Annotated in this window: 22 protein-coding genes; 9 read left to right on the forward strand and 13 right to left on the reverse strand. The window is 44.0% G+C overall.

The window, feature by feature from the left end; genetic code table 11:
* Nucleotides 1-582: 582 nt before the first annotated feature.
* From BGP76_RS07530 to nadE, 4 genes are read left to right on the forward strand one after another with little or no spacing between them, the layout of a single operon-like run.
* Nucleotides 583-819, forward strand: a complete 237-nt coding sequence (locus BGP76_RS07530; RefSeq protein ID WP_073123488.1) for an acyl carrier protein — start codon at nucleotides 583-585, stop codon at nucleotides 817-819.
* A 34-nt stretch (nucleotides 820-853) separates the two neighbouring features.
* A complete protein-coding gene (gene fabF / locus BGP76_RS07535; RefSeq protein WP_073123490.1) occupies nucleotides 854-2,107 on the forward strand; it encodes a beta-ketoacyl-ACP synthase II in 1,254 nt (417 codons plus the stop codon).
* 26 nt (nucleotides 2,108-2,133) lie between these two features.
* Nucleotides 2,134-2,850 (forward strand): ribonuclease III, encoded by a 717-nt coding sequence (rnc, locus tag BGP76_RS07540; RefSeq protein WP_073123492.1) that lies wholly within the window; start codon nucleotides 2,134-2,136, stop codon nucleotides 2,848-2,850.
* 12 nt (nucleotides 2,851-2,862) lie between these two features.
* Nucleotides 2,863-4,725 carry an NAD(+) synthase gene (gene nadE, locus BGP76_RS07545; RefSeq protein ID WP_119844161.1) on the forward strand — a complete coding sequence of 621 codons (1,863 nt, stop codon included), beginning with the start codon at nucleotides 2,863-2,865 and terminating at the stop codon, nucleotides 4,723-4,725.
* Nucleotides 4,726-4,738: 13 nt separating this feature from the next.
* Here the strand turns inward: nadE and BGP76_RS07550 are convergent, their stop codons facing one another.
* The 9 genes from BGP76_RS07550 to BGP76_RS07590 form a co-directional block, all read right to left on the reverse strand.
* Complete coding sequence (locus tag BGP76_RS07550) at nucleotides 4,739-5,272, reverse strand: hypothetical protein (RefSeq protein ID WP_147407406.1); 534 nt, start codon at nucleotides 5,270-5,272, stop codon at nucleotides 4,739-4,741.
* 176 nt (nucleotides 5,273-5,448) lie between these two features.
* Nucleotides 5,449-6,174, reverse strand: coding sequence for a YoaK family protein (locus BGP76_RS07555; RefSeq protein ID WP_073123498.1), 726 nt, complete (start codon nucleotides 6,172-6,174; stop codon nucleotides 5,449-5,451).
* Nucleotides 6,158-6,646 carry a hypothetical protein gene (locus BGP76_RS07560; RefSeq protein WP_147407407.1) on the reverse strand — a complete coding sequence of 163 codons (489 nt, stop codon included), beginning with the start codon at nucleotides 6,644-6,646 and terminating at the stop codon, nucleotides 6,158-6,160. Before BGP76_RS07560 ends, BGP76_RS07555 begins: the two co-directional genes overlap by 17 nt.
* Before the next feature lie 8 nt (nucleotides 6,647-6,654).
* Nucleotides 6,655-7,179: a hypothetical protein gene (locus BGP76_RS07565; protein WP_073123502.1), complete on the reverse strand. Its 525-nt coding sequence runs from the start codon at nucleotides 7,177-7,179 to the stop codon at nucleotides 6,655-6,657.
* Nucleotides 7,180-7,269: 90 nt separating this feature from the next.
* On the reverse strand, nucleotides 7,270-8,640 hold the full coding sequence (locus tag BGP76_RS07570; RefSeq protein ID WP_119844164.1) for a HAMP domain-containing sensor histidine kinase: 1,371 nt from the start codon (nucleotides 8,638-8,640) through the stop codon (nucleotides 7,270-7,272).
* Nucleotides 8,637-9,326 carry a response regulator transcription factor gene (locus tag BGP76_RS07575; RefSeq protein ID WP_073123506.1) on the reverse strand — a complete coding sequence of 230 codons (690 nt, stop codon included), beginning with the start codon at nucleotides 9,324-9,326 and terminating at the stop codon, nucleotides 8,637-8,639. Before BGP76_RS07575 ends, BGP76_RS07570 begins: the two co-directional genes overlap by 4 nt.
* Nucleotides 9,327-9,543: 217 nt before the next feature.
* Nucleotides 9,544-10,533: an L-glyceraldehyde 3-phosphate reductase gene (mgrA, locus tag BGP76_RS07580; RefSeq protein ID WP_119844165.1), complete on the reverse strand. Its 990-nt coding sequence runs from the start codon at nucleotides 10,531-10,533 to the stop codon at nucleotides 9,544-9,546.
* Nucleotides 10,534-10,553: 20 nt separating this feature from the next.
* On the reverse strand, nucleotides 10,554-11,060 hold the full coding sequence (locus BGP76_RS07585; RefSeq protein WP_119844166.1) for a histidine phosphatase family protein: 507 nt from the start codon (nucleotides 11,058-11,060) through the stop codon (nucleotides 10,554-10,556).
* 2 nt (nucleotides 11,061-11,062) lie between these two features.
* On the reverse strand, nucleotides 11,063-12,784 hold the full coding sequence (locus BGP76_RS07590) for a DNA polymerase/3'-5' exonuclease PolX (RefSeq protein ID WP_119844167.1): 1,722 nt from the start codon (nucleotides 12,782-12,784) through the stop codon (nucleotides 11,063-11,065).
* 84 nt (nucleotides 12,785-12,868) lie between these two features.
* Here BGP76_RS07590 and BGP76_RS07595 point away from each other — a divergent pair, with 84 nt between their 5' ends.
* On the forward strand, nucleotides 12,869-14,356 hold the full coding sequence (locus BGP76_RS07595; protein WP_158584124.1) for a lipopolysaccharide biosynthesis protein: 1,488 nt from the start codon (nucleotides 12,869-12,871) through the stop codon (nucleotides 14,354-14,356).
* Between the two features lie 21 nt (nucleotides 14,357-14,377).
* Here the strand turns inward: BGP76_RS07595 and BGP76_RS07600 are convergent, their stop codons facing one another.
* Nucleotides 14,378-15,670 carry a glycosyltransferase gene (locus BGP76_RS07600; RefSeq protein WP_158584126.1) on the reverse strand — a complete coding sequence of 431 codons (1,293 nt, stop codon included), beginning with the start codon at nucleotides 15,668-15,670 and terminating at the stop codon, nucleotides 14,378-14,380.
* Between the two features lie 221 nt (nucleotides 15,671-15,891).
* Here BGP76_RS07600 and pfkA point away from each other — a divergent pair, with 221 nt between their 5' ends.
* A complete protein-coding gene (gene pfkA, locus BGP76_RS07605; RefSeq protein ID WP_073123513.1) occupies nucleotides 15,892-16,863 on the forward strand; it encodes a 6-phosphofructokinase in 972 nt (323 codons plus the stop codon).
* Between the two features lie 79 nt (nucleotides 16,864-16,942).
* Here the strand turns inward: pfkA and BGP76_RS07610 are convergent, their stop codons facing one another.
* The 3 genes from BGP76_RS07610 to BGP76_RS07620 form a co-directional block, all read right to left on the reverse strand.
* Nucleotides 16,943-17,557 carry a porin family protein gene (locus BGP76_RS07610; RefSeq protein ID WP_119844170.1) on the reverse strand — a complete coding sequence of 205 codons (615 nt, stop codon included), beginning with the start codon at nucleotides 17,555-17,557 and terminating at the stop codon, nucleotides 16,943-16,945.
* Between the two features lie 94 nt (nucleotides 17,558-17,651).
* On the reverse strand, nucleotides 17,652-18,182 hold the full coding sequence (locus tag BGP76_RS07615; protein WP_119844171.1) for a porin family protein: 531 nt from the start codon (nucleotides 18,180-18,182) through the stop codon (nucleotides 17,652-17,654).
* Nucleotides 18,183-18,362: 180 nt separating this feature from the next.
* On the reverse strand, nucleotides 18,363-19,319 hold the full coding sequence (locus BGP76_RS07620; protein ID WP_073123519.1) for a lipid A-modifier LpxR family protein: 957 nt from the start codon (nucleotides 19,317-19,319) through the stop codon (nucleotides 18,363-18,365).
* A 76-nt stretch (nucleotides 19,320-19,395) separates the two neighbouring features.
* On the opposite strand from BGP76_RS07620, the gene BGP76_RS07625 reads away from it, so the two are divergent.
* Genes BGP76_RS07625 through bioA form a run of 3 tightly spaced genes read left to right on the forward strand, consistent with a single transcriptional unit; the run spans nucleotide 19,396 to nucleotide 22,414 of the window.
* Nucleotides 19,396-20,532 carry an 8-amino-7-oxononanoate synthase gene (locus tag BGP76_RS07625; RefSeq protein ID WP_119844172.1) on the forward strand — a complete coding sequence of 379 codons (1,137 nt, stop codon included), beginning with the start codon at nucleotides 19,396-19,398 and terminating at the stop codon, nucleotides 20,530-20,532.
* Nucleotides 20,529-21,134: a dethiobiotin synthase gene (gene bioD / locus BGP76_RS07630; protein ID WP_119844173.1), complete on the forward strand. Its 606-nt coding sequence runs from the start codon at nucleotides 20,529-20,531 to the stop codon at nucleotides 21,132-21,134. The genes BGP76_RS07625 and bioD overlap by 4 nt, the downstream gene beginning before the upstream one ends.
* Nucleotides 21,131-22,414 carry an adenosylmethionine--8-amino-7-oxononanoate transaminase gene (gene bioA, locus BGP76_RS07635; RefSeq protein ID WP_119844174.1) on the forward strand — a complete coding sequence of 428 codons (1,284 nt, stop codon included), beginning with the start codon at nucleotides 21,131-21,133 and terminating at the stop codon, nucleotides 22,412-22,414. Before bioD ends, bioA begins: the two co-directional genes overlap by 4 nt.
* The last annotated feature ends 173 nt before the right edge of the window (nucleotides 22,415-22,587 follow it).

Here is a 22,587-nt window from a genome sequence, read left to right on the forward strand (position 1 = left end):
TTAAGAATACACAGTTCTACAAGCATCATGTTTGCTAATGACCTATTAGATGGATTTAGCCATTTCTTCCGCGTAAACTAATGGAAACCAACGGCTAAAAACTAGACAGCCATCATAAACAGACCTTTGAGACTATCTACACTTTACTTCACCCGAGGACTTTATTTCCAGCACACCTTATATAATAAGTGTATACCCACCTAATTTACATCGGGATTACGGCTGACAGGAAAAAGCATTATAGCTAAAAGGGGTTTGGGCTTTTTTTTTGGAACTGAAGACCTACAATAGCTTACGTTCTTAACCCTATTAGATTAAAATTTTACGTTTAGTAAAATTCTAATCGGCACATTGACCATCTATCCTTTTAACGGTCTGCTTTTCAACCTTTAATTCCTCAATTGCATAATTAAGACTGAAACGCCATTCACAATCAACGCTCTTAAGCAACTCATTATAGGGGAGTTACAAACACCCCTGCATTGCCACAAATAGAGCGTTTTAAGATTGAATAAATTTGTTTGGCATTAATGCTTTTAATTCATTTCTTTGCACAGATTTTTAAACCAAAAAACAATAATAATGTCTGATATAGCACAAAAAGTAAAATCAATTATTATCGACAAGTTAGGCGTAGAGGAGTCTGAAGTTAATGCTGAAGCAAGCTTCACGAACGATCTTGGTGCAGACTCACTAGACACAGTAGAGTTAATTATGGAATTCGAAAAAGAATTCAACATCTCTATTCCAGACGATCAAGCTGAAAACATCGGTACTGTTGGTCAGGCTATCACATACTTGGAAGAGAACGCAAAGTAATTTTTAATTATACCTAAATAGGGAACTCACAAAGATGCAATTAAAGCGAGTTGTAGTTACCGGCCTTGGAGCTCTTACACCAATAGGTAACAATCCTGACGAATATTGGCAGGGATTATCTACTGGTGTAAGCGGCGCTGCGCCTATCACGCGTTTCGACGCAGAAAAATTCAAAACACGATTTGCATGCGAAATCAAGAATTATGATCCATTGGATCATTTTGACAGAAAAGAAGCACGCAAGATGGATCCATTCACTCAGTATGCCCATATCGTGGCAGAACAAGCAGTGCAGGATTCTGGAATCGACTTGGACAAGATAGACGTAGATAGAGCTGGTGTGATCTGGGGAGCTGGTATCGGTGGACTAAAAACCTTCCAAGACGAAGTAATGAACTTCGCTGCAGGAGATGGCACACCTAAGTACAACCCATTTTTCATCCCTAAAATGATTGCAGACATTGCACCAGGCATGATCTCAATCAAATACGGTTTCCGTGGACCGAATTTCACTACGGTGAGTGCATGTGCCTCTGGTACCAATGCACTACTGGACTCCTTTAATTATATTAGACTAGGCATGGCTGATATGTTTATCTCAGGTGGATCAGAAGCAGCAGTGACCGAATCAGGAGTCGGCGGGTTCAATGCCATGAAAGCATTGTCCGAGAGAAATGATTCTCCAGAAACTGCATCAAGACCTTTCGACAAAGACAGAGATGGATTTGTCCTAGGAGAAGGTGCCGCTTGTTTGATTCTAGAAGAACTAGAGCATGCCAAGGCAAGAGGTGCAAAAATATATGCCGAGTTGATCGGTGGTGGTATGTCTGCAGATGCTCACCACATGACCGCCCCTCACCCAGAGGGAATAGGTGCTACCAATGTGATGAAAAATGCCATCAAAGATGCCAACATATCGCCCGAAGAAGTGGACTATATCAACGTGCACGGGACCTCTACTCCACTAGGAGACTTGAGCGAATCTTCGGCAATCAAAAACGTATTTGGAGCGCATGCTTATGACCTCAACATATCTTCGACCAAGTCGATGACAGGTCACTTATTAGGTGCCGCTGGAGCCATCGAAGCTGCAGCATGTATCATGGCGATCCAGAACCAAGTAGCCCCGCCGACCATCAACCACTTCACTGATGATGAAGCATTTGATGCCAAGCTAAACTTTACATTCAACAAAGCCCAAAATAGAGATATTAAAGTTGCCTTGAGCAACACATTTGGATTTGGTGGACACAATACGTCTATCATATTCCGTAAATTTGAAGGGTAATAGTTGATAACTAAAGTTGAACTAATCTGTTTCTATTTAAAAAATCTAAGAATCGCAGTTATTCTAACTATGTAAAACGAATCATTGGAGGAAGTCCCTCCAATATTGATTTGTATTACTTAGCCATGAGACACACGTCTGCTGCACAGGAGAAACGCAAGGGTTTCTTGGAGTCTAACGAGCGCTTAGAGTACCTAGGGGATGCTGTGCTCGGTGTTGTCGTGGCAGAGTATCTATTCAACAAGTATCCCTTCAAAGACGAAGGGTTCCTCACTGAAGTACGGTCTCGTATCGTCAACCGTGAGAACCTCAATCAACTCTCAAAAAAAATAGGCCTAGAGGAAATTTTAGAATACAACGGCCACCTGAAGGGTAACAAACAATCCTTCAAATCCATCTATGGTGATGCACTAGAAGCGCTAGTCGGTGCAGTATATCTAGACAAAGGACATCAATTCACCAAAAATTTCATCCTCAAAAAACTAATCATTCCTCATGTAGATATTGACATGGTGATTAGTACCGATACAAATTTCAAGAGTAAAGTGATCGAATGGTCACAGAAGGAAAATAAAAAGCTATCCTTCGAAGTAGTAGAACTAGACAGTCAAAAGCACTTCAAAAAATTTGAAGCAAAGCTTTTCGTCGGCAAAAAAGAAATCAGTACAGGCTATGGACTCAGCAAGAAAAAAGCTGAACAAGCAGCTGCCGAAAAATGCTGCCAAGTACTCAAAATCGAATAAACCAGTCAGCCCATGACGCAAATGAGAATCGGCGGTGCTTGCCTCAACCAAACCCCCATAGATTGGAAAGGTAACATAGACCACATCAAAACGGCCATAGATGATGCCAGAAACAATCAAGTTGATCTGCTGTGCCTACCCGAGCTATGTATCACCTCCTATGGCTGCCAAGATTTATTCTTAGCGGAGTGGGTCTTAGAAGAAGCCCTTTCTCAACTCTTAAAACTGCTAGATCACTGCTATGACATCACCGTGGTAGTCGGGTTGCCACTCATACTAGAAGGACAGACCTACAACACATGCTGCGTAATCAAAGACCAACAGATTCAAGGTTTCTACGCCAAACAAGCACTAGCCAACGATGGCATACACTATGAGAAAAGATGGTTTAGCCCTTGGCCTAAGAACACAAGTAAAACCATCAGTATTCAAGAAAATGACTACCCCATTGGTGACATTACGTTTGACATCAGCGGGCTTCAGGTAGGTTTTGAAATATGTGAAGATGCCTGGAGCAAAGACAGACCCGCACAACGCCTGAAAGAAAAAAATATTGACCTTATACTCAATCCGAGTGCCAGTCATTTTTCATTCAACAAGAAACAGTTGAGAGATCATCTCGTCCAAAGTAGTAGTTCCGAGTTTGACTGTTACTACCTTTATGTCAATCAATTGGGCAATGAATCTGGTCGTGTAGTATATGATGGAGACATTCTGCTGGCGCACAATGATCAGTTTTTACTCAAAAACAGACGTCTCTCCTTTTCAGACTACCAACTACGATACTTCGATATTAATACCATTGATCCTGACTATCTACCTCAGCTAGACGAGGACTTCTCTACCCCTAATGAAGAGTTTGCTCAGGCAGGTGCATTGGCACTGTTTGATTACATGCAAAAGACCTTTATCAAGGGCTATGTGCTATCACTGAGTGGTGGGGCCGACTCTTCATCCATTGCCATACTCGTCGCGCACATGATACGAGTCGGTATAGCAGAATTAGGGATACATACACTGGCTACCAAACTGCATATAGCAGAGGGAAGCTATGAGGCAAACAACCCGCACACTGCTGCGGAGCAAATCACCGAAAAGGTGTTGTTCACAGCCTACCAAGGAACAGATAACTCATCCAATGAGACTTTGGCATCCGCCAAAAACCTAGCAGGATCATTGGGTGCAACATTCAGATCATGGACCATAGATTCGTCAGTGGAAGCCGCCCACCAGATCGCCGAAGAAGCAATAGGAAGGAAACTGTCTTGGGACACAGATGATATCGCACTCCAAAACATCCAGGCGAGAACTAGATCACCACTGATCTGGATGATCGCCAACATAGAAAACAAAATTTTGCTCACAACCTCCAACCGGAGTGAAGGAGATGTAGGCTATACAACCATGGATGGAGATACCAGCGGGAGTCTAGCACCTATAGCAGGAGTAGACAAGGCGTTCATCCTCCAATGGCTACAGTATGCCGAAAAAGAACTCGGATACACTGGACTCCAGTACGTCAACAACCTGACTCCTACTGCCGAGTTGAGACCCAAAGCGTATTCACAAACGGACGAGGATGATTTGATGCCCTACGCGATCATGGTAGCGATCGAACGACTGGCGATATTCCAAAGGCAATCGCCTATCCAAGTATTTGACGTACTGATAGACCAGCTGAAAATAGACAAAGAACTACTAAAAGGCTACATCGCCAAATTCCATAGACTGTGGTCGATCAATCAATGGAAACGTGAGCGGTTGGCACCTTCGTTCCACTTAGATGATTTCAATGTAGACCCTAAGACTTGGTGTAGATTCCCCATTATTTCGAGTGGATTCAAAAAGGAATTAGAAGACCTTAAAAAACGCTAATCATAAGCATCCATTACTCTTTTAGAGTATCAACGCGCATTCGGATAGAAAACTGAATCGTAATTTCATCATTTACCTTCACCATACCCATATACTTCGTAGGTGGCTCTATCCCAAAGTCACTGATTTTCATGAGACGGCTCCCTTCAAAAATCAATTCATTCTCAGATTTGTTAATCACTCTTCCATCCTTGACAATAAACTGACGTCTCTCACCAGCTATCTGAACAATAACATTGGAATAAACGTGCAACCGTTCTATCTCCTTGTTGGTATTTGGAATTTGAATGCTTTGAACCTTGAGGACGAGGCGAGGATACTGATCGGCATGCAAGATCTCTCTAAAGTCCTGATTCATCACCTGCATTCCACAGTCAAAATCAACTACTTTATAATTCAACTCTAGCCCTTCAAAATTGAGTTGAGAAGTAGTCCATCTGCTATCTACTTTTAACACATCATGTCCTGCATTCTGCTCTAACCCACATTCAAATGAGTTGACATTTGTACTCCCTGCGATGGTGATCTCACTAGACAAAATAGTCACTCGATGATTTTTTTGTCCAAATACTAGATCACTAGAACCAATAAGAACAAGAAGAATTAATAATCGAATCAAATTAAAAAAGGGTTAAAATCCACGTAAAACGAAGATAATGATTCCCTTATTCTTCAGCAATCTAAATCTCTATACTAGGTACTGACTTAACTTTACCAAACCGATTAAGCCCGCTTTTTGGCCAAAGAGGTCAAGCGAAGTTGGTAATAATCATACCCTATGATAAACAACAGGAAGAGACACACGATGTAGAACACATTGTATGAAACCTGTAAATAGATATACCCAGCACTAATCCCTCCTACCATATAAGACACCATGATAGACACCTGTATTTTTGCCTTGTCTCTTAACTGCTGATTCGCACGAAACTCATGCTGCGTAAACATGGAAAACAATATACCTAAATCTGTCGTCAAGCCTGTAAGGTGAGTGGTTTTCACTGCAAAGTTGGAAATACTAGCCGTCAAACCATTTTGGATTCCCATCGCAAAAAGCATAAAGCCTACCATTACCTCAGTTTCTAACAAAGTCTCTTTGTAGAAAAACTGTATATAGCTCCCCACGATCAATAGACATATAATTTCCAAAACTAGAGGTAGCGCATGTGCCAGATAGGCATTGATACGATTGACATTGATGACAATGAAATTGGCCATAAAGCTCCCGAAGAAGAACAGCAAAATCCAAGTCCCCACTACCCCCGCCTGATACCAGTTTCCCTTAGCGATCTCCTCCGCTAGGATGGCGTAGTGCCCCGTCACGTTAGAGGTAAATGCAAAAAACAATGTCACCGATATCACGTTGACCATACCTGCCGAGATGGCAGTTAACACACCTAATTTGATATTGTCACTTAGTGCTCGGTCATTACTAAATCTTTTCAGCATACTGTTCCCCTATCTTGTTAAAAGTCATCTTCACTACCCCACGGGCTCCTATATCTGTGCTAAAATGTATTTCTAGCTTGTCTTCTGTCAGCACTTTGATTTGATAATGCTCTGCTGGATTTTTTTCATCAATGAACTTAAGAATATTTCCTCTGCCCTTAAGCCTCCAATTCATATGACGTTCGTTTCCTTTACTGCTATGTAGTTTTACCCCTCCTTCAGGACTAAACTCCCATATCTCTGCTTCATGAATCACCAAATCCTCACTGATTTCGTGCTTCATCTGGCGATCAATTTCTGAAGAGATTACTGAGCTATGCTCGTCCATATAATCCAATTTCTCATAGGTCCACGAAACCTCTTGCCACTGACCGATTAAATGCGTACCTGGGGTAGTCGCATTAGCAAATGCGAAACATACTAGTCCGATCATCGCCATAAAACCTGCTGTATAAATAATTCCAATTTTCATATCTATTTTTAGTTATCAGTTGAAGGAACAACGTGTCCACGAGAAAAAAACAACTCTACCATATCTTGGTAAGCGTCTACTGTTGTGCTGGGTTCTGAATCCAGCTTCACGATGATTTTATTGACCTTATTCGTATTTCGAACAAATGTGTTCAGATCAAAACTGCGCGAATGACATGACTTTGATTTCCACGACCCCATATAGATCTCATCGATCTGCTCTTTGACGAGGTATTCATCAAATGACCGCTGGCTCAAACCAGAGAACAAATCAGTCGTCATGATGTTTAAAGTAGATTGGTACTTGTTTTTAATCAAATGACAAGCTGACGTGAATTCTGAACCAGTCAGTTCCTTAATCAAGGTACGTTTGGAATAGAAAAGTAAGTCTATTGATGAGTCTGGTAAGAATATACCATGTACGAGCACTACGTCCACGGTCTCACCTTTCGTATGACTTGTCGTCAAGGCTTCTTTGAGTAGATTCAGTGAACGAACGGTAAAGTCCGTTACGATAAGTATTCTTTTTTTCATCTGCTAAACGCTTTGTTCCACTTTGATAAAAACAAATCTAGGGGTCAAGCATTAAGATGAAATAAGTACGAGATTAAGATAAGATTAGAGCTATGAACCAATGGGAATCACTACCCTAGCCACTGTTCCTTTACCCGTCTCAGAAGAGACGTACAATTGCCCCTTGTGCATTCTAATTATGTTGCGGGCTAGTGGAAGCCCTATCCCATATCCTTCGTGATTTTTAGTATTAGAAGCTCGGAAATAAGGGTCATATATAAACTGAAGTTCGTTCTGAGGTATCCCTATCCCTTGATCTTTGACCAGTATTATTACTTGCGTATCGGTCACCCCGAAAGCCACTTGGACAGGTTTATGGTTAGAATATTTACACCCATTGATTATCAGATTGGACATAGCCAAATGCATCAACGGTTCGATCGCATCAATCTTGAGCAAGCTTGGGTTCTCTGGTAGTAGACCAAAATCAATCTGAACTTGATTCTTTGGGTTGATCTTTTCGACAGTACCTTTCACATCCATGATCAACTGATCGACACGTAATTTCTCAAACTTCTGTTTCTTCCCATCAAAGCCCGTCTGTGCCAGTAAAAGCAGAGCACTTGTCTTTTTACTCAACTTTTCGGCATCCTCTAGGATCGTCATCAATGTCTCTATATAGTAGGCTGGCTCTCTTAATTTGCTTAGTGCTACGTCTGCCTCTCCTATGATAGACGTCAACGGTGTATTGAGTTCATGAGAGGCATTACTGATAAAATTCTTTTGGCTTTCAAATGAGGTCTCTAAACGATTTAGCATATCGTTGAACGTGCGGGTCAACTTGCTAATCGCGTCATCATTATCTGATTGCTCTGGGAGGCGCTTGTGTAGATTACCTGTACTGATTTCATTGACACGATGAATAATCTGATTGATGGGTTCTATGATCTTGCGCGAGAATAGAAAGGAAATCAAAAGGATAATCAAAAAAGCAACACCCAATGAAATGAATAGCAAATTGCGAAAATACGAGATATGGTGGGTGATAAAATAGTTCTCCGCTGAAATCAAAACAAGGTAATCTTTCTGATCACTTGATCTATAAACCACACCATAGTAAAAAGTCTTTTGGTCGTTGAAAGTAGCTGTTCCACTTGTTACTACCTCTTCCACGAACCCTGAGTTATATTCCTCTATCCCGTCTATGGCTTTCCAGCTTCTATCACTAGAGAGTGGGTATAAATTTATTTTCTCATCCTGTAGCGTTTCTAAATGCTCTTGTCTCAGTTCACGAATGACCTCTGCATCCTCTTTCTCCTCCAGTTGAAACTTAGCCGTAGTGATCGCACGTATCTCTAGTCGCTTATAAAAATCCGCAAAAGCATAATTCGAGATGTTATAATAAATAAAGACACTGAAGATTATGGTATACCCCACAAACACCCCTATTAGCACAAAGATTATTTTGTTCTGAGTTTTCATTCGGCCTCCTTTAGTACATACCCCATACCGATCACGGTATGGATGATACGGTCACTGTTGTGCTTTTCTATTTTCTTGCGCAGGTAGTTGACATAGACATCTACCACATTGGTTCCCAAATCAAAATCTACACCCCACACTTGCTCCATAATAGATATTCTAGACAGCACCCGACGAGGGTTCTGCACGAACATCAGTAACAGTTTATATTCAGTAGAGGTAAGAGAAACGTCCACTCCGTTGCGCTGTACGACCTTAGTGTCGTCGTTAATTGTCAAGTCTGAAAACTGATAGACAGTCTCTTGTGCAGATTCCGAAACCTTTTGTCTCCGTCTGAGCAAGGTACGCATACGCGCCAGCAGCTCCATAAACTTAAATGGCTTAGCCAAATAATCATCCCCTCCTGAGTCTAGCCCCATCACAACATTTTCGGTACTACCCAGTGCCGTCAAAAACAAGATCGGCACCTCCATCTTACTCGCACGAATACCCTTGCAAACATCGATACCGTTCATCGTCGGGAGCATCACATCCAAGATGATCAGGTCATAAGTCGATGCTATCGCTAGCTCCAGTCCCTGCTGACCATCCATCGCCACCGTGACTTCATATCCCTCCTCTATCAATCCTTTGTTGATAAAAGAGCACACATGGTTATCATCTTCTACTAATAATATCTTCTTCAAGTTGCTTCTCTTTTGATTTTAGCTCTGCTAAGTAATACTAGGGGATTTAAAGTAAAAACTAAAATCGAAAAGATGGGATTTGAAATAATACTACATTGCGATTGTAGTCAAAGTATCCAAGCAGTAACAACTAACTCACACACCCCTAGTTGTTTCTGGATAAAAATCCGAAACAACTAGGGGTGTGTGAGTTAGTATGACCTATTCTTCATAAAGATTACTTCAGTATCTCTTCAATCTTAGCCAGTTCGTCTGCCGTGAAGGCCGTGTTCTCTACCGTATCCAAGTTCTGCTGGAGCTGACGAACACTGCTCGCTCCGAGCAGGACAGAGGTCACCACCTCATGTCTCAGCAACCAAGCAATCGCCATCTGCGCGATAGACTGTCCACGTTCGTCGGCCAGTATTTTCAATTTTCTAACTTGATTGATTTTCTCCTCAGTGACTGCATCCTGCTGTAGATGTCCTGTCTCACGTGCGGCACGCGAATCCTTCGGTATCCCATCTAGGTAGCGATCTGTCAGCATTCCTTGCGCCAAAGGTGAAAATACGATTGTCCCCTTACCGAGCTTCTTCAAGGTCTCCAGCAACCCATCCTCTACCCATCGATCAAACATCGAATAGCGAGGTTGATGAATGATAAATGGCGTGCGCAATTCTTTGAAAATTTTCTCTATAGCCTCTGTCTGCTGGGGTTTGTAGTTAGAGATCCCTACATAGAGTGCCTTGCCTTGCTTCACCAACTGATCCAATGCCAGCGCCGTCTCCTCCACTGGTGTCTCGGGATCAGGGCGATGGGTATAGAAGATATCGACATACTCTAGTCCCATGCGCTTGAGCGACTGATCGCAAGACGAGATGATATACTTGCGGCTGCCCCAGTCACCATAGGGGCCGTCCCACATCGTATAGCCTGCCTTGGACGAAATAACCATTTCATCCCTCAAGCCACCAAAATCCTGCTTGAGTATCTTTCCAAAGTTCTCTTCGGCCGACCCTGGAGGGGGGCCATAGTTGTTGGCCAAATCAAAATGTGTAATACCTTGATCAAAGGCGAACTTGAGCATTTCACGGCAGTTTTCATAGTCATCTACATGACCAAAGTTGTGCCATAGCCCGAGTGATATCTCGGGCAAAAACAGACCTGAATCGCCACATCGGCGATATTTCATCTTGTCGTATCGGTTGGTATTGGGTACGTAAGTCATCTCCTAAAATTATTGATGTTTCAAATTCCTTTTGGATAAAAATAGTGTTCTAGCTGTCCGGTTGCACTACGGACATCCTGCCAGTCACCAAGCTGCAAACTAATCACAGCTACCCCACATGTGGGAATATTCTCTATGTTTTCTGCGGTCAGTTGGTTGACAAAATCGGTAAAGCCCGGATTATGTCCAAAGAGCATGACGGATTGGGTACTAGGGGGCAACTGGGACAACACGGCTGATATCTCGCTCGGCCCTGCATGAAACAGTGCACTCGTCTCTCGTACCTGATGAGGCAGCGTACCCAGTGCTTGGGTAAAGTAATCTGCTGTCTGCCGCGCGCGTATAGCCGTACTCGTCAGCACCATGTCAGGACGATCCAGGTATCTACAGAGATACTCCGCCATCCTTGGAGCATCCCGCATCCCACGTTTGGCCAATGGCCGGTCGTGATCCGTGAGGCTAGCATCGTCCCAGCTTGACTTGGCATGACGTACGATGATGAGTCGCTTGATGGACTGCCCTACCATGTTTACTTCTTCTTTTTCTTCTGCTCAAAAAAGGCCGTAATCTCAGGCAAACTCATGCTGTTGAGGTTGTCTTTGGCCGTCAATCCACCTTTACGTGCCACTTGCAGCCCGTAGTACATGTCTTGGTAGCCATCCATGCGGTGTGCATCGGGATTGATGCTCAGTTTGACACCCTTTTCCAAGGCATAGTCGATCCATCGCCAATCCATGTCCAAGCGATAGGGACTCGCATTGATCTCTATGACCACTCTTGTCTCTGCACAAGCTTCAATGATGGCTTTGTGATCGACAGGATAGCCTTCGCGCTGCACCAGCAAGCGACCTGTCATGTGACCGAGAATAGTCGTGTGTGGATTATATATGGCTTTGAGCAAACGATCGGTAGCCTTTTTAACATCCATATTGAGGCCTGAGTGTACAGACGCCACGATGAAATCAAATGACGACAAAATCTCCTCCGAGTAATCGAGCGAGCCATCTGCCAAGATATCCGACTCGATCCCCGAAAAAATCTTGAAAGGAGCCAACTCCTCGTTGAGTTGTTTGATTTCCTCCTGCTGGCGCGCTACATCAGCATCCTGAAGGCCTCCAGCATAGACCGCTGTCTGGCTGTGATCCGAAATCCCCAGATACTCATACCCCAACTGCCGGCAGTGCTCTGCCATCTGGCGCAGCGTGTGTTTGCCGTCACTGTAGGTCGAGTGGTTGTGCAATATCCCCTTGAGATCTGACATCTCAATCAACGCAGGGATTTGGTCATTTTTGGCCCATTCTATTTCCTTCAAGCCTTCTCTCAATTCGGGTACGATATACTTCATTCCCAACGATTGATACAACTCTTCTTCACTTTCGAAAGGCCTAATCAAAGACGATTTGATTGTTACTTGATCCGCGATGGGCATATTGATGTGACGAACAGACCCAGTCGTCTCGACCAGCCTCTGGACGAACTTGTCCGGACTCGTCAAGTGTAGTTTGAGAGGGGCTTTGATCCCAACATGACGACCATACCATGTCGTAGGTCCTGATTTTTTTTCTTCTTCACTCAATACCTGTAGGGCATTGAGTGAAGCACGTAGCGCATCGAGATCCTCTGCCGCCACGACGATCTCCACCAAGTCGATGACTTCCATCCTGCGACGCATCTGTCCCGATTCGGAACAAGACTGTACTTCCTTGAGTCCATCTATCGCTGACACCAAATTTGCGATCGCTTGATCGATGTTCCCATATTTTTCTTTGTATTGATTCGAAATCAAAAACGCCACTGCGGCCTTGAGTGTTTCTTGGGATTTTTCTGCAAACCCCTTGAGACTAGCGACTTTGCCTTGGAGACAAAGCTCCATGAGCTGCTCTAGGGTTTCGGCTCCCCCCTCTTGCCAGAGAACGGCGACCTTTTTGGGTCCAAACCCCGAAATCCCCAACATCTCAACCACTCCGGCTGGTGTCATTTCCATGTACTTGTCGAGGTTATCAAACGACCCTCGCTCTAGCAAACCAGAAATATTGGTGGCCATGCCTTTGCCAATACCATCTATGGCGAGGATTTCGTCGGTACTCAGCGTACTGAGCTCCGCGTCCAAACCTCCCACCACGTCGGCAGCAGATACGTACGATCTAGTTTTGAATGGATTCTCCCCGTGCAGCTCCATGAGTTGAGCGGCCAGTTTTAGACTGTTTTTTATCTCTGAATTGTTCAAATCGACGATTTTAATTGAAGGCATAAAGCTACGAATTGCCCAAGGCAATTACTTAAAATATGACGGTAATAATTATCATTGTGCCCACACATCAAAACAACAAACCCCTTGGGAGTAGTCATCAAGCAAAGCAGTATTTCTGGAATCGTCACCTACCTCGGTGCCTTCATTGGCTTTGTCAACTCCGTGTTATTATTCCCCGCATTTCTATCTACCGAAGAACTAGGGTTGATTCGTGTCCTGCCCAACATCGCCTTCATGCTGCTCCCATTGGTACAGCTAGGTACCTCACAGGCTTTACTCAAGTTTTCTCCCGAAATCAAAAAACAGCAAAACGGTCTTCCGCAATTACTCGGCCTGATCACTTTGAGTACGCTACTGGGCGCAATACTCATGAGCCTTGGTATCGTCTTGTTCAAAGCAGATTTCGTGGCACTATTCGAAACCAAATCTCCACTCGTCAATAACTACATCCCTGTCATTGTTGCGCTTATATTTATCGTTGCGATTTACTCGTTAGTGGAAACCTATAGCCGCATTCTACTCAAGATCATTGCTATGAACCTGATCAGAGAGATCCTACTACGTATTCTCACAGGGATAGCAGTACTACTCTATTTCTATGAACTGATTGATTTGGACACCTTAGTGTATGGTCTTATTTTGATCTATGGATTTTGCCTCATGGCACTGATCGTCTACCTGATGTATTTGGGTGAGCTGCGGTTTTCCTTCCGGTTCTCTTCCGTCAGTAGAGAGCTGATGTACCGCATGGCTAACTTCAGTCTGTATAGTATCATTGGGGCAAGTGGTGCGTACATTGTCCTCAACATCGATCAAGTGATGGTTACCTCACTATTGGGGTTGGATGAAAATGGCATCTATAGTACCTCTTTCTATTTCGCAGTGATGATCGAACTATCGAAACGCCCAATTCTACAAATCACTACACCACTGATTTCACAGGCTTTTGAAAATAATCGCCTTGCGGATGTCCAAAAAATGCACCGCCAGCTATCTATCAACCTCATGATCATAGCTTCGCTGTTTTTCGTGGGGATCGTAGCGAACCTCGACAACATCTACGCACTCATGCCCAACGGCAGTGACTACAGCCTCGGGCGAAACGTCATCATCATCATCGGGATATCCAAACTAATAGACATGACCTTTGCCAACAACAGCGAGATCATCGTCATGTCTCGCTACTATCGATTCAATGTAGTCTCCATTTTTTGCCTGTCTATGATCATGGTCGTACTAAACAGTTATTTAATTCCCATCTATGGAATGGATGGGGCAGCTATGGCGACATTGCTGTCCATTTCAGTCTTCAACCTTGTCAAAATGACCTTCCTAAGATGGAAACTGAACATCACTCCCTTTTCCATCAGTACACTCAAAATGCTAGGGATATTTGGCGTTGTACTGTTTATGGGATTATCCCTACCCTACTGCTACAACACCTATATAGATCTCATGGCTCGCTCAGGCATTATCACATTTACCTTAGGGGTACTTGTCCTTGGTTTGCGAATATCACCTGAGGCCAATGGCATCTATAATAAACGCATCAAACCTAAACTCCCTTGGTGACAATAAATCACGATGCAATCATCAGTCAGTGATCTGATCGAGTATGCTTGCTAGCCCTTGTGTCAAGTTGCGTCGTTCCCACTGCGTTTTGTTAGATACAGGCACATGTAATCTACCCGATTTGTATCGCTGATAGGCAGTCTTTACCCGCGTTTTGATTTGCTCTTGATTAGAGTAATTCACCACACCTTCCAATCCCGAATCAGTCAAAATCTGATGCACATCTGACTGCTCAGTCCCAAATGCCAATACATCACGCTCTGCATACAGGTATTCGAATAGCTTTCCAGGGATCAACAAATCCGCATTATCAGACTGATTCATGAGCAACAACAGTAAACCAGACCGCTCGTACTGCTCGACAACCTGATCATGCGACAAGTACTCTTCATAACACAGGCACTTTGACAACTCGCTAGAACTCTCCAACTGTTGGAGTACTCCATCGCTGATCATTCCGGATAGGAAAACCTGTAAGTCTTCCGCAAACCCTTGCTCCTCCGCGCACAGTTGAGTCAAAGCAACCCATAGCTCACGCGGGTCACGCATGTCATTGAGCAGTCCCATGTGACTAATAATAAACTTCCCAGAAGACGAAGCATCGGACTGATAGTTTAAAAAATCTCGTCCATCAACTCCATTGGTGATCATTTCTACACGATATTGATTATTCTTGGCGCGAAAGAGGTCTGCCATGGCTGGCGTACAAGCCAGTACACGGTCTGCCATTCGCATCACTTGACGTTCGAGTCTACGGTGGAGTTTCTTTACCACCGCACTTGTTTTTAGCTCATCCAGTATATCCCAGTCTGACCATGGATCCCGAAAATCTGCAATCCATTTGATCCCTGTTTTCTTCTTCAATTCCAACCCAATCAAATGGAGACTATGAGGAGGCCCTGTGGTAACCACAGCATCGATCTGGTTCTGCTCTATATAACTTTGTAAGAATCCCACTGAAGGCTTCACCCAAAAACGTTTCGGGTCAGGCACGATCAAATTACCTCTGAGCCAAATCATCAGTTTGCCTAGAGTGGTCAACTGTTGATCGCTAGCGACTACTCCCTGCTTCGTCTTGGCTGACTTCAGTTTTTGGGTGGGCTCCCAGATGGGAAACCGTATTACTTCAGTCGTATGGGGTACATCCAGCTCCAAGGACTCATCTTGAATACCAAAATCAGGATCTTCTGGCGTGAATACAATAGGCTCCCAACCATAATCTGGCAAGTACTTAACGAATTTGAGCCATCGCTGTACTCCTCCTCCAGCACTAGGAGGCCAATAATATGTGATAACCAGAACTTTTTTGGACATAACCATAGTGTTAATGCATAGCGAAATAAACTAAAAATTATGGCGTGATCACCAAAATATGAAATTTTGAAAAATACGCAGAAAAATAATTACGTAGTAGGGCAATTGAGCATTGTTATTGATGATTTTGTAGCAAAATATGGTTTACTTTGGGCGCCAAACAACGCAACCCAAGCGATATATTATTTAATTAAGGGCAGAACTGTATAAGTTTTAATTCTATGAAAAAAATTGCTGTATTTACTTCTGGTGGTGACTCACCAGGAATGAACGCCTGCATCAGATCAGTGGTACGTAGTGCCATCTATCTCGATCTAGATGTATATGGTATCAAATATGGATACGACGGAATGATCAGAGGTGAAATCACCAAAATGGAATCTCACTCCGTAAGTAACATTGTACAAACTGGTGGCACGATCCTAAAGTCAGCCAGAAGTGAAGAATTCAGAACCAAAGAAGGAAGAAAAAAAGCCTACGAGAATCTCAAAAAACATGGAATAGAGGGCATTATCGCCATTGGTGGTGATGGTACATTTACAGGTGCCAACTTGTTCTACGACGAGTACGGCATTCCTGTCATAGGTGCACCAGGTACGATTGACAATGATCTATACGGATCAGATTATACGATTGGTTTCGATACGGCTGTCAATACAGCTCTTGATGCTATCGACAAAATCCGAGACACTGCGGCCTCTCACGACAGAGTATTCTTCGTCGAAGTAATGGGACGTCACAGTGGCTATATCGCCATCCAATCTGGTATTGGTGGAGGTGCGGAGATGGTCATGGTACCTGAAACAAGCACAACCATCGACGATGTGATCGCTAAACTGCGAGAAGGTAGAGACAACAAAAAAGGTTCATCGATCATCGTAGTAGCAGAAGGAGATGCACAAGGTAGTGCGCACGAAATCGCCGAAAGAGTAAAAATCCACACTCCTAATATGGATATCAAAGTGACCAACCTTGGTCACATCCAGCGTGGTGGTGGCCCTACTGCGTTTGATAGAATCCTAGCTTCACGTCTAGGTCTAGCTGCGGTAGAAGGACTAATGAATGGACAAAAAGGAGTAATGGTCGGTGTGATTGACAACAAAATCACCTATACCAACTTGAAACTTGCTATTTCTAAATCAAAACCATTGAACCAAGAGTTGGTTCGATTGACAAAGATTCTCAGTATCTAATCAAGAACATCCAAAGACAACAAAAAAGGGGAGCATCAGTGATGCTCCCCTTTTTTGTTGTCTTTACTTTTACACAGGATTATCTACCGATCAAGGCATAACCTACAGAGATTTGGAACATTGCATTTTTCATTGATTCGATATCTGATGCTTGGGCATCTTCTACTACATCAGTGAATCCGTTGACGTATCTAGCAGTAACGTTAAGGTTGAAAGGTAGATCAACACCCACACCTGCTGCGATAGAAAAATCACTGTTAGCCGTTTGCCCTTCTAAGTCCTCTGCTACACCATCAAAATCATCCGATACGACAAATCCAAACTGTGGTCCAACGTGAACATTGAACATCTTGAGAAAATTAAATCTCACCAAGATCGGTACCTGAACGTAGTTAGAATTAATGGCTCCTTTAGCTCCATCCACAGTAATATCCGCCCCCTGAACAGAGTAATAAACTTCAGGCTGAATCCCCAATGGTCCTAGTTTGATATGTGCATATCCCCCAAAGTGATAGCCCGTTCTTGTATCTGCTACATCATTGTATGACTGACCCGCCTGAGCTGCATCTACAGATGCTGAATTAAAATTCAAACCAGCTTTAACCCCTAACTCCAATTGAGCCTTTGACTCGAGTGATACCAAGGCAACCAACAACAGTACGACTAGCGCGGAGAATTGTATTTTATTTTTCATGTCTATGATTTTTGTTTAAGTAATTCTTTTCAAAGTGAAAACGCTCACACTACAAATATTACTAAATCACAGACATTATATTGCATCGTAAGACCTAATAAATGTCAAAACCTATGGATAACTGAAAGGAAGGCTGATTAAAGACAGATGCTGTAATAGGATGAAGGTAACGTAGCGACAAGTCAAAACCACTAGGCAGATTAAACCCCACTCCTCCGAGATAAGTGTATTCAGTATGCAATCCTTTGGACTCCCACACCTGGCTCTCCGTGGCAATAGTAGCCGCTTTGGTTAGAATTTCTCCTTGCAGCCCTCCTTGTAGATACAGTGGCTTGAGTATAAAGTATTTGAATAAGAGAGGGATTTGAAACTCGGTAACCTGATAAGGTTCTCCTTCAGATCGGGTTCGATTCAGGGAATACAAACACTCCAGTTGCAGTGTGGTTTTCTTGCTGGCGTCATATTTGACAAATAACCCCGCATGATAATTGTTCGATACATGCGCCACCTCGGACGACAACTCCTCTACATTCAAACCGCCTTTCACCCCCACATTCATTTGCTGTGCCCTTAGTTCTACCTCCAACAAACACAGTACTACAATCCCCACACATACTTTAATCATACCGACATCTTCTATATCATAAAACCCACTAGTATGAGGTAGTTTACAAATAGAATGCCATAATCTGAATCACTACAAAAAGCGGCTAAACCTGTCTTTAAATAGCAAGACAAAGCCCCCTAGCCGTCCAGCGAGTGATCAAGTGGGGTATGACGGAAAAGGAATATGCGGTAAGAAATTCTAAAAGCGTTTGGCGATCACCAATGTCCCGTACTTGTGCGGACGACCACCGACCACTTCCCTGCCTAAAAATGACCACAATGCTTGGAGATCAAAAGTCTTCATACTGAGCATGACTCCTACGCTTTGCATCCACACCCATGGTTCAGCAGATTTGACAAATGGACTGGGCTCACCTATGATATTCCCCTCAATCGTCGCATCATAGAAGACATGCATCAGCTGCGTCTTGGTGACAAAAAATAGCTCCTTGCACTTTCGGTCATTGGCTATCCGCTCTCCTGTTCGCGCATGTGTGAGGACACTTGCATCCAAAGGCTGACTCCTGCCTAACCTCATGGTTATGGCTGCTGCGGCATTGGTATTGATGGTTCCTACACGCACATCTACATCACTAATTAGCGATAGAGGGCCTATAGATACGATCTCTCTGGATAGCCCTGTATAAAGGTGTGCTATGGGCGTATCATGGATCTGATAATCACGCCAGCCTCTAGGCCTCACCCATCCAAATGTGGTGTGTAGATTCGTCTGAATGTCATCGCTCCGTGTTTTAGTCCCTAACCAACCCAGATCTACTCCGACCGCTAACCTATTCTGACCCCAATAACTGGTGTACAATCCATCCACATACAATTCCCCTGCATACGGTCGATCGATCTCCTCGGCTTTTTCCCCTTTCAAGTTATAGGGATTGAAAATCTTCGATACAAATGCAACATGAAATATAGACTTATGTAAAGACTGAAAACCAAATAGATTCGACCAACTCCTATCCTCCTTTATTTTTTGTCTGTAGGTAAAAAACAGACCATTGGTATAGTAGCGATCCCCGGCATCAAAAAACAGCAAGTCATTGTCGAATTGAAAACTAAGTTCGTGGTTGATCGGGGCAGATTCCTGTCCGAAGAGATGGAACGTGTTCAACAACAAAAATGTGGCAAAAATATACTTCAATGCAATTTGGTTCTGCTAGACAAAATGGTAGCTGGATTCCCAATGATAAAGCAAATTCTGTAGTAAAATTGTATCGATGAAGCAGGATTTCATAAAAAAACTAAGAGACAGAGAGAGTCAAGGCAACCTCCGAAGGTTAACTACCCCGACGAAAAGTCTGGTAGATTTCGTCTCCAATGACTACCTCGGACTGAGTCGCTCCCGTACGCTATTCGATAAGATCAACAACTACTCCTACGAAGGCATCACACATCTGAACGGATCGGCTGGTTCGCGACTGCTCGCAGGCAACACGAGTCATGCCGAAACCTTGGAGCGTAAGTTGGCCAAAATCTTTCGCGCAGAAGCCTGCTTGCTATTCAACTCCGGCTATGTCGCCAACCTGGCACTGATCTCCAGCCTACCACAGCGTCAGGACACCATTATCTATGATAGCCTGGCACATGTTTGCATCAAGGAGGGAGCAAAACTAAGCTCAGCCAAAAGCTACTCCTTTCGACACAATGATCCCGAGGATCTAGAAAAGAAGATCAAAAACAGTCAAGGACAAGTGTACATCGTGATCGAATCAGTCTATTCGATGGACGGAGACATGGCTTGTTTTGATGAGCTATTGGCAGTAGCCAAAAAGCACGATGCACAACTCCTAGTCGATGAAGCCCACGGCACGGGACTTTATGGCGAGCAAGGTAACGGACTCGTTTGCCACTTAGGAATCGAGGATCAGTTTATAGGTCGGGTTTACACCTTTGGAAAAGCGATGGGCGTACATGGTGCCTGTATCGCAGGTTCGCAGGAGTTGATCGACTACCTGACCAACTTTGCACGATCATTCATCTACACGACTGCCCTACCCATCCACAGCATCTTTGCGATAGATGCAGCATTTGATTACCTAGATGAGCACATACATCTACAGCAAGCGATTCAAGACAAAATAAGCTTTTTCAATCAGTACTATCAAGAGACTATAGGCAACAAAGACCGCTGCTATAAGCCCGAGAGCCTCACGCCAATCCAGCCCCTCATCGTACCTGGTAATCAGACGGTCAAACAACTCTCGGATATTCTTCTGCAAGAAGGTTTTGATGTCCGAGCTATTCTCTCTCCTACTGTCCCGGTGGGCTCAGAGCGTCTCAGGATATGCCTACATCAGCATAATACGACCACAGAGATCAGGGCTATGGTTGATTTATTATCTTCGCATCTATGAGTCAAAACAAAAGATATTTCGTGACAGGTATCGACACAGATGCAGGCAAAACCCTAGCCAGTGCAATACTAACACAGCAGCTCAAGGCAGACTACTGGAAACCCATACAGGCAGGAGAACCTACCGATAGTGACCAGATACGACAGCTCATAGATTCGAGTCTAGTCGTCCATCCAGAAGGAGTCATGCTACAGCACCCGATGTCTCCGCATGCCGCTGCACGAAGAGAAAACGTACAAATAACCGCAGATCAATTTACGCTCCCTGAGACGAGTAACACACTAATCATCGAAGGAGCTGGTGGACTGATGGTACCATTCAATGTCCAAGGTCTAGTCATCGATCTTGCGAAGCAATTTGAGGCAGAAGTGATTCTAGTCTCACGCAATTACCTAGGGAGTATCAACCATACCCTACTATCAGTAGCCTATCTACAAACACACAACTACCCCATCAAGGGCATCATCTTCAACGGAGATCCCAATGAAGACACAGAAAGCTTCATTCTCCAATACACTGGATTGAAATGCCTCGGGCGAATCCCTATGATGGACACCATCACTGCTGATACAGTGAACAAACAAAAAATCACAAATCTATGACTACCGAACAACTACGTCAGAAAGACAAAGACCTAATATGGCACCCTTTTGCTCCGCTCATCACTCCTTTCGAGTATATCCCCCTAGAGTCCGCCAAAGGCATGTATCTCCATACCACAGATGGTAAAAAAATCATAGACACGGTCTCCTCTTGGTGGGTCAACATCCACGGTCACGCCGATGAGACGCTCGCCAAAGCGCTCTACGACCAAGCCCTGACGATGGAGCATGCGATCTTTGCGGGATTCACACACAAGCCAGCCATTAAGCTCTCTGAAAATCTCATGAAGCTCCTTCCGGATAGTTTTAGCAAGATATTCTTTTCGGACAATGGCAGCTCGGCCATTGAAGTTGCACTGAAAATGGCTTTTCAGTACTGGTACAACCGAGACGAAAAACAACGAACCAAAGTAGTCGCAATCAATGGCGCCTATCACGGAGACACCTTTGGGGCTATGTCTGTCGGTGAGCGTGGTGGCTTTACTGCCCCATTCTTTCCCTTTCTATTCGATGTAGATTTTATCGATTTCCCTGACGCAGACAATCAAGCGGAAGTCCTTAGTACATTCGAAACGCTGGTCTCGGATGATAAGTGCAGTACTTTCATCTTTGAGCCTTTAGTACAGGGATCAGGTGGGATGCGTATGTATTCCGCCGAGCTACTGGACCAACTGATCGCTATTGCCCAAAAGTATGGCGTGATATGTATCGCAGATGAAGTAATGACGGGCTTTGGACGTACGGGCAAGCCATTGGCTACCGACTACTGTATCCACAAGCCTGACCTTATCTGCCTCTCCAAAGGCATCACAGGAGGAACTATGGCACTGGGCATCACCGCCTGCAACGAAAAGATCGAAGAAGCATTCCAGAGTGACTCCTATGCCAAGGCACTTCTACATGGGCACTCCTACACAGGCAATCCGCTGGCCTGTGCTGTCGCCAATGCCAGCTTCGAGATATTCATGAGCGACACGTGCCAAAACAACATCGCTCGCATCCAAGCCAAGCATGAGGCATTCGCCAAAACCTTAGAAAAGCAATCGCAGATAGAAAAGGTAAGAGTACAAGGCACTATAGTCGCTTTTGATTTGAAGGGCTTTGGGGAGACCGGCTATGAAAGTACTGCGAGACAAAAGATATACCCCTACTTCCTCGAACGTGGCATCCTTATTCGACCCCTCGGCAATGTCATCTATCTCCTTCCTCCCTACATCATCACGGACGAGGAGTTAGATTTCGTCTATAAAGAAATCCTTACCTTCTTAGAGCAACTCTAAGAAGATAAGGATTCATTATTCTAGTCAGGGCAATTGCATTCAAACCACTGCGAAGAACCCTCCAAGGGTTTAGCAATAAGATCAAGGCTACCGTTCGAACTCGTACTGTCCTTTATGAATACGTGACCCTTGGAGGACGTATTCATAAAGGACAGTTGCTGTGCCACCTATAA

Origin of the sequence: Reichenbachiella sp. MSK19-1, from assembly GCF_003590315.1 — a bacterium.
GTDB lineage: Bacteria > Bacteroidota > Bacteroidia > Cytophagales > Cyclobacteriaceae > Reichenbachiella > Reichenbachiella agariperforans.

What these genes read in the sequence shown, in the direction of transcription:
- BGP76_RS07530 (WP_073123488.1), top strand. Translation starts at nt 583, where the DNA reads ATGTCTGATATAGCACAAAAAGTAAAATCAATTATTATCGACAAGTTA.
- fabF (WP_073123490.1), top strand. Translation starts at nt 854, where the DNA reads ATGCAATTAAAGCGAGTTGTAGTTACCGGCCTTGGAGCTCTTACACCA.
- nadE (WP_119844161.1), top strand. Translation starts at nt 2,863, where the DNA reads ATGACGCAAATGAGAATCGGCGGTGCTTGCCTCAACCAAACCCCCATA.
- BGP76_RS07555 (WP_073123498.1), bottom strand. Translation starts at nt 6,174, where the DNA reads ATGCTGAAAAGATTTAGTAATGACCGAGCACTAAGTGACAATATCAAA.
- BGP76_RS07560 (WP_147407407.1), bottom strand. Translation starts at nt 6,646, where the DNA reads ATGAAAATTGGAATTATTTATACAGCAGGTTTTATGGCGATGATCGGA.
- BGP76_RS07565 (WP_073123502.1), bottom strand. Translation starts at nt 7,179, where the DNA reads ATGAAAAAAAGAATACTTATCGTAACGGACTTTACCGTTCGTTCACTG.
- BGP76_RS07570 (WP_119844164.1), bottom strand. Translation starts at nt 8,640, where the DNA reads ATGAAAACTCAGAACAAAATAATCTTTGTGCTAATAGGGGTGTTTGTG.
- mgrA (WP_119844165.1), bottom strand. Translation starts at nt 10,533, where the DNA reads ATGACTTACGTACCCAATACCAACCGATACGACAAGATGAAATATCGC.
- BGP76_RS07585 (WP_119844166.1), bottom strand. Translation starts at nt 11,060, where the DNA reads ATGGTAGGGCAGTCCATCAAGCGACTCATCATCGTACGTCATGCCAAG.
- BGP76_RS07590 (WP_119844167.1), bottom strand. Translation starts at nt 12,784, where the DNA reads ATGCCTTCAATTAAAATCGTCGATTTGAACAATTCAGAGATAAAAAAC.
- BGP76_RS07600 (WP_158584126.1), bottom strand. Translation starts at nt 15,670, where the DNA reads ATGTCCAAAAAAGTTCTGGTTATCACATATTATTGGCCTCCTAGTGCT.
- pfkA (WP_073123513.1), top strand. Translation starts at nt 15,892, where the DNA reads ATGAAAAAAATTGCTGTATTTACTTCTGGTGGTGACTCACCAGGAATG.
- BGP76_RS07610 (WP_119844170.1), bottom strand. Translation starts at nt 17,557, where the DNA reads ATGAAAAATAAAATACAATTCTCCGCGCTAGTCGTACTGTTGTTGGTT.
- BGP76_RS07615 (WP_119844171.1), bottom strand. Translation starts at nt 18,182, where the DNA reads ATGATTAAAGTATGTGTGGGGATTGTAGTACTGTGTTTGTTGGAGGTA.
- BGP76_RS07625 (WP_119844172.1), top strand. Translation starts at nt 19,396, where the DNA reads ATGAAGCAGGATTTCATAAAAAAACTAAGAGACAGAGAGAGTCAAGGC.
- bioD (WP_119844173.1), top strand. Translation starts at nt 20,529, where the DNA reads ATGAGTCAAAACAAAAGATATTTCGTGACAGGTATCGACACAGATGCA.
- bioA (WP_119844174.1), top strand. Translation starts at nt 21,131, where the DNA reads ATGACTACCGAACAACTACGTCAGAAAGACAAAGACCTAATATGGCAC.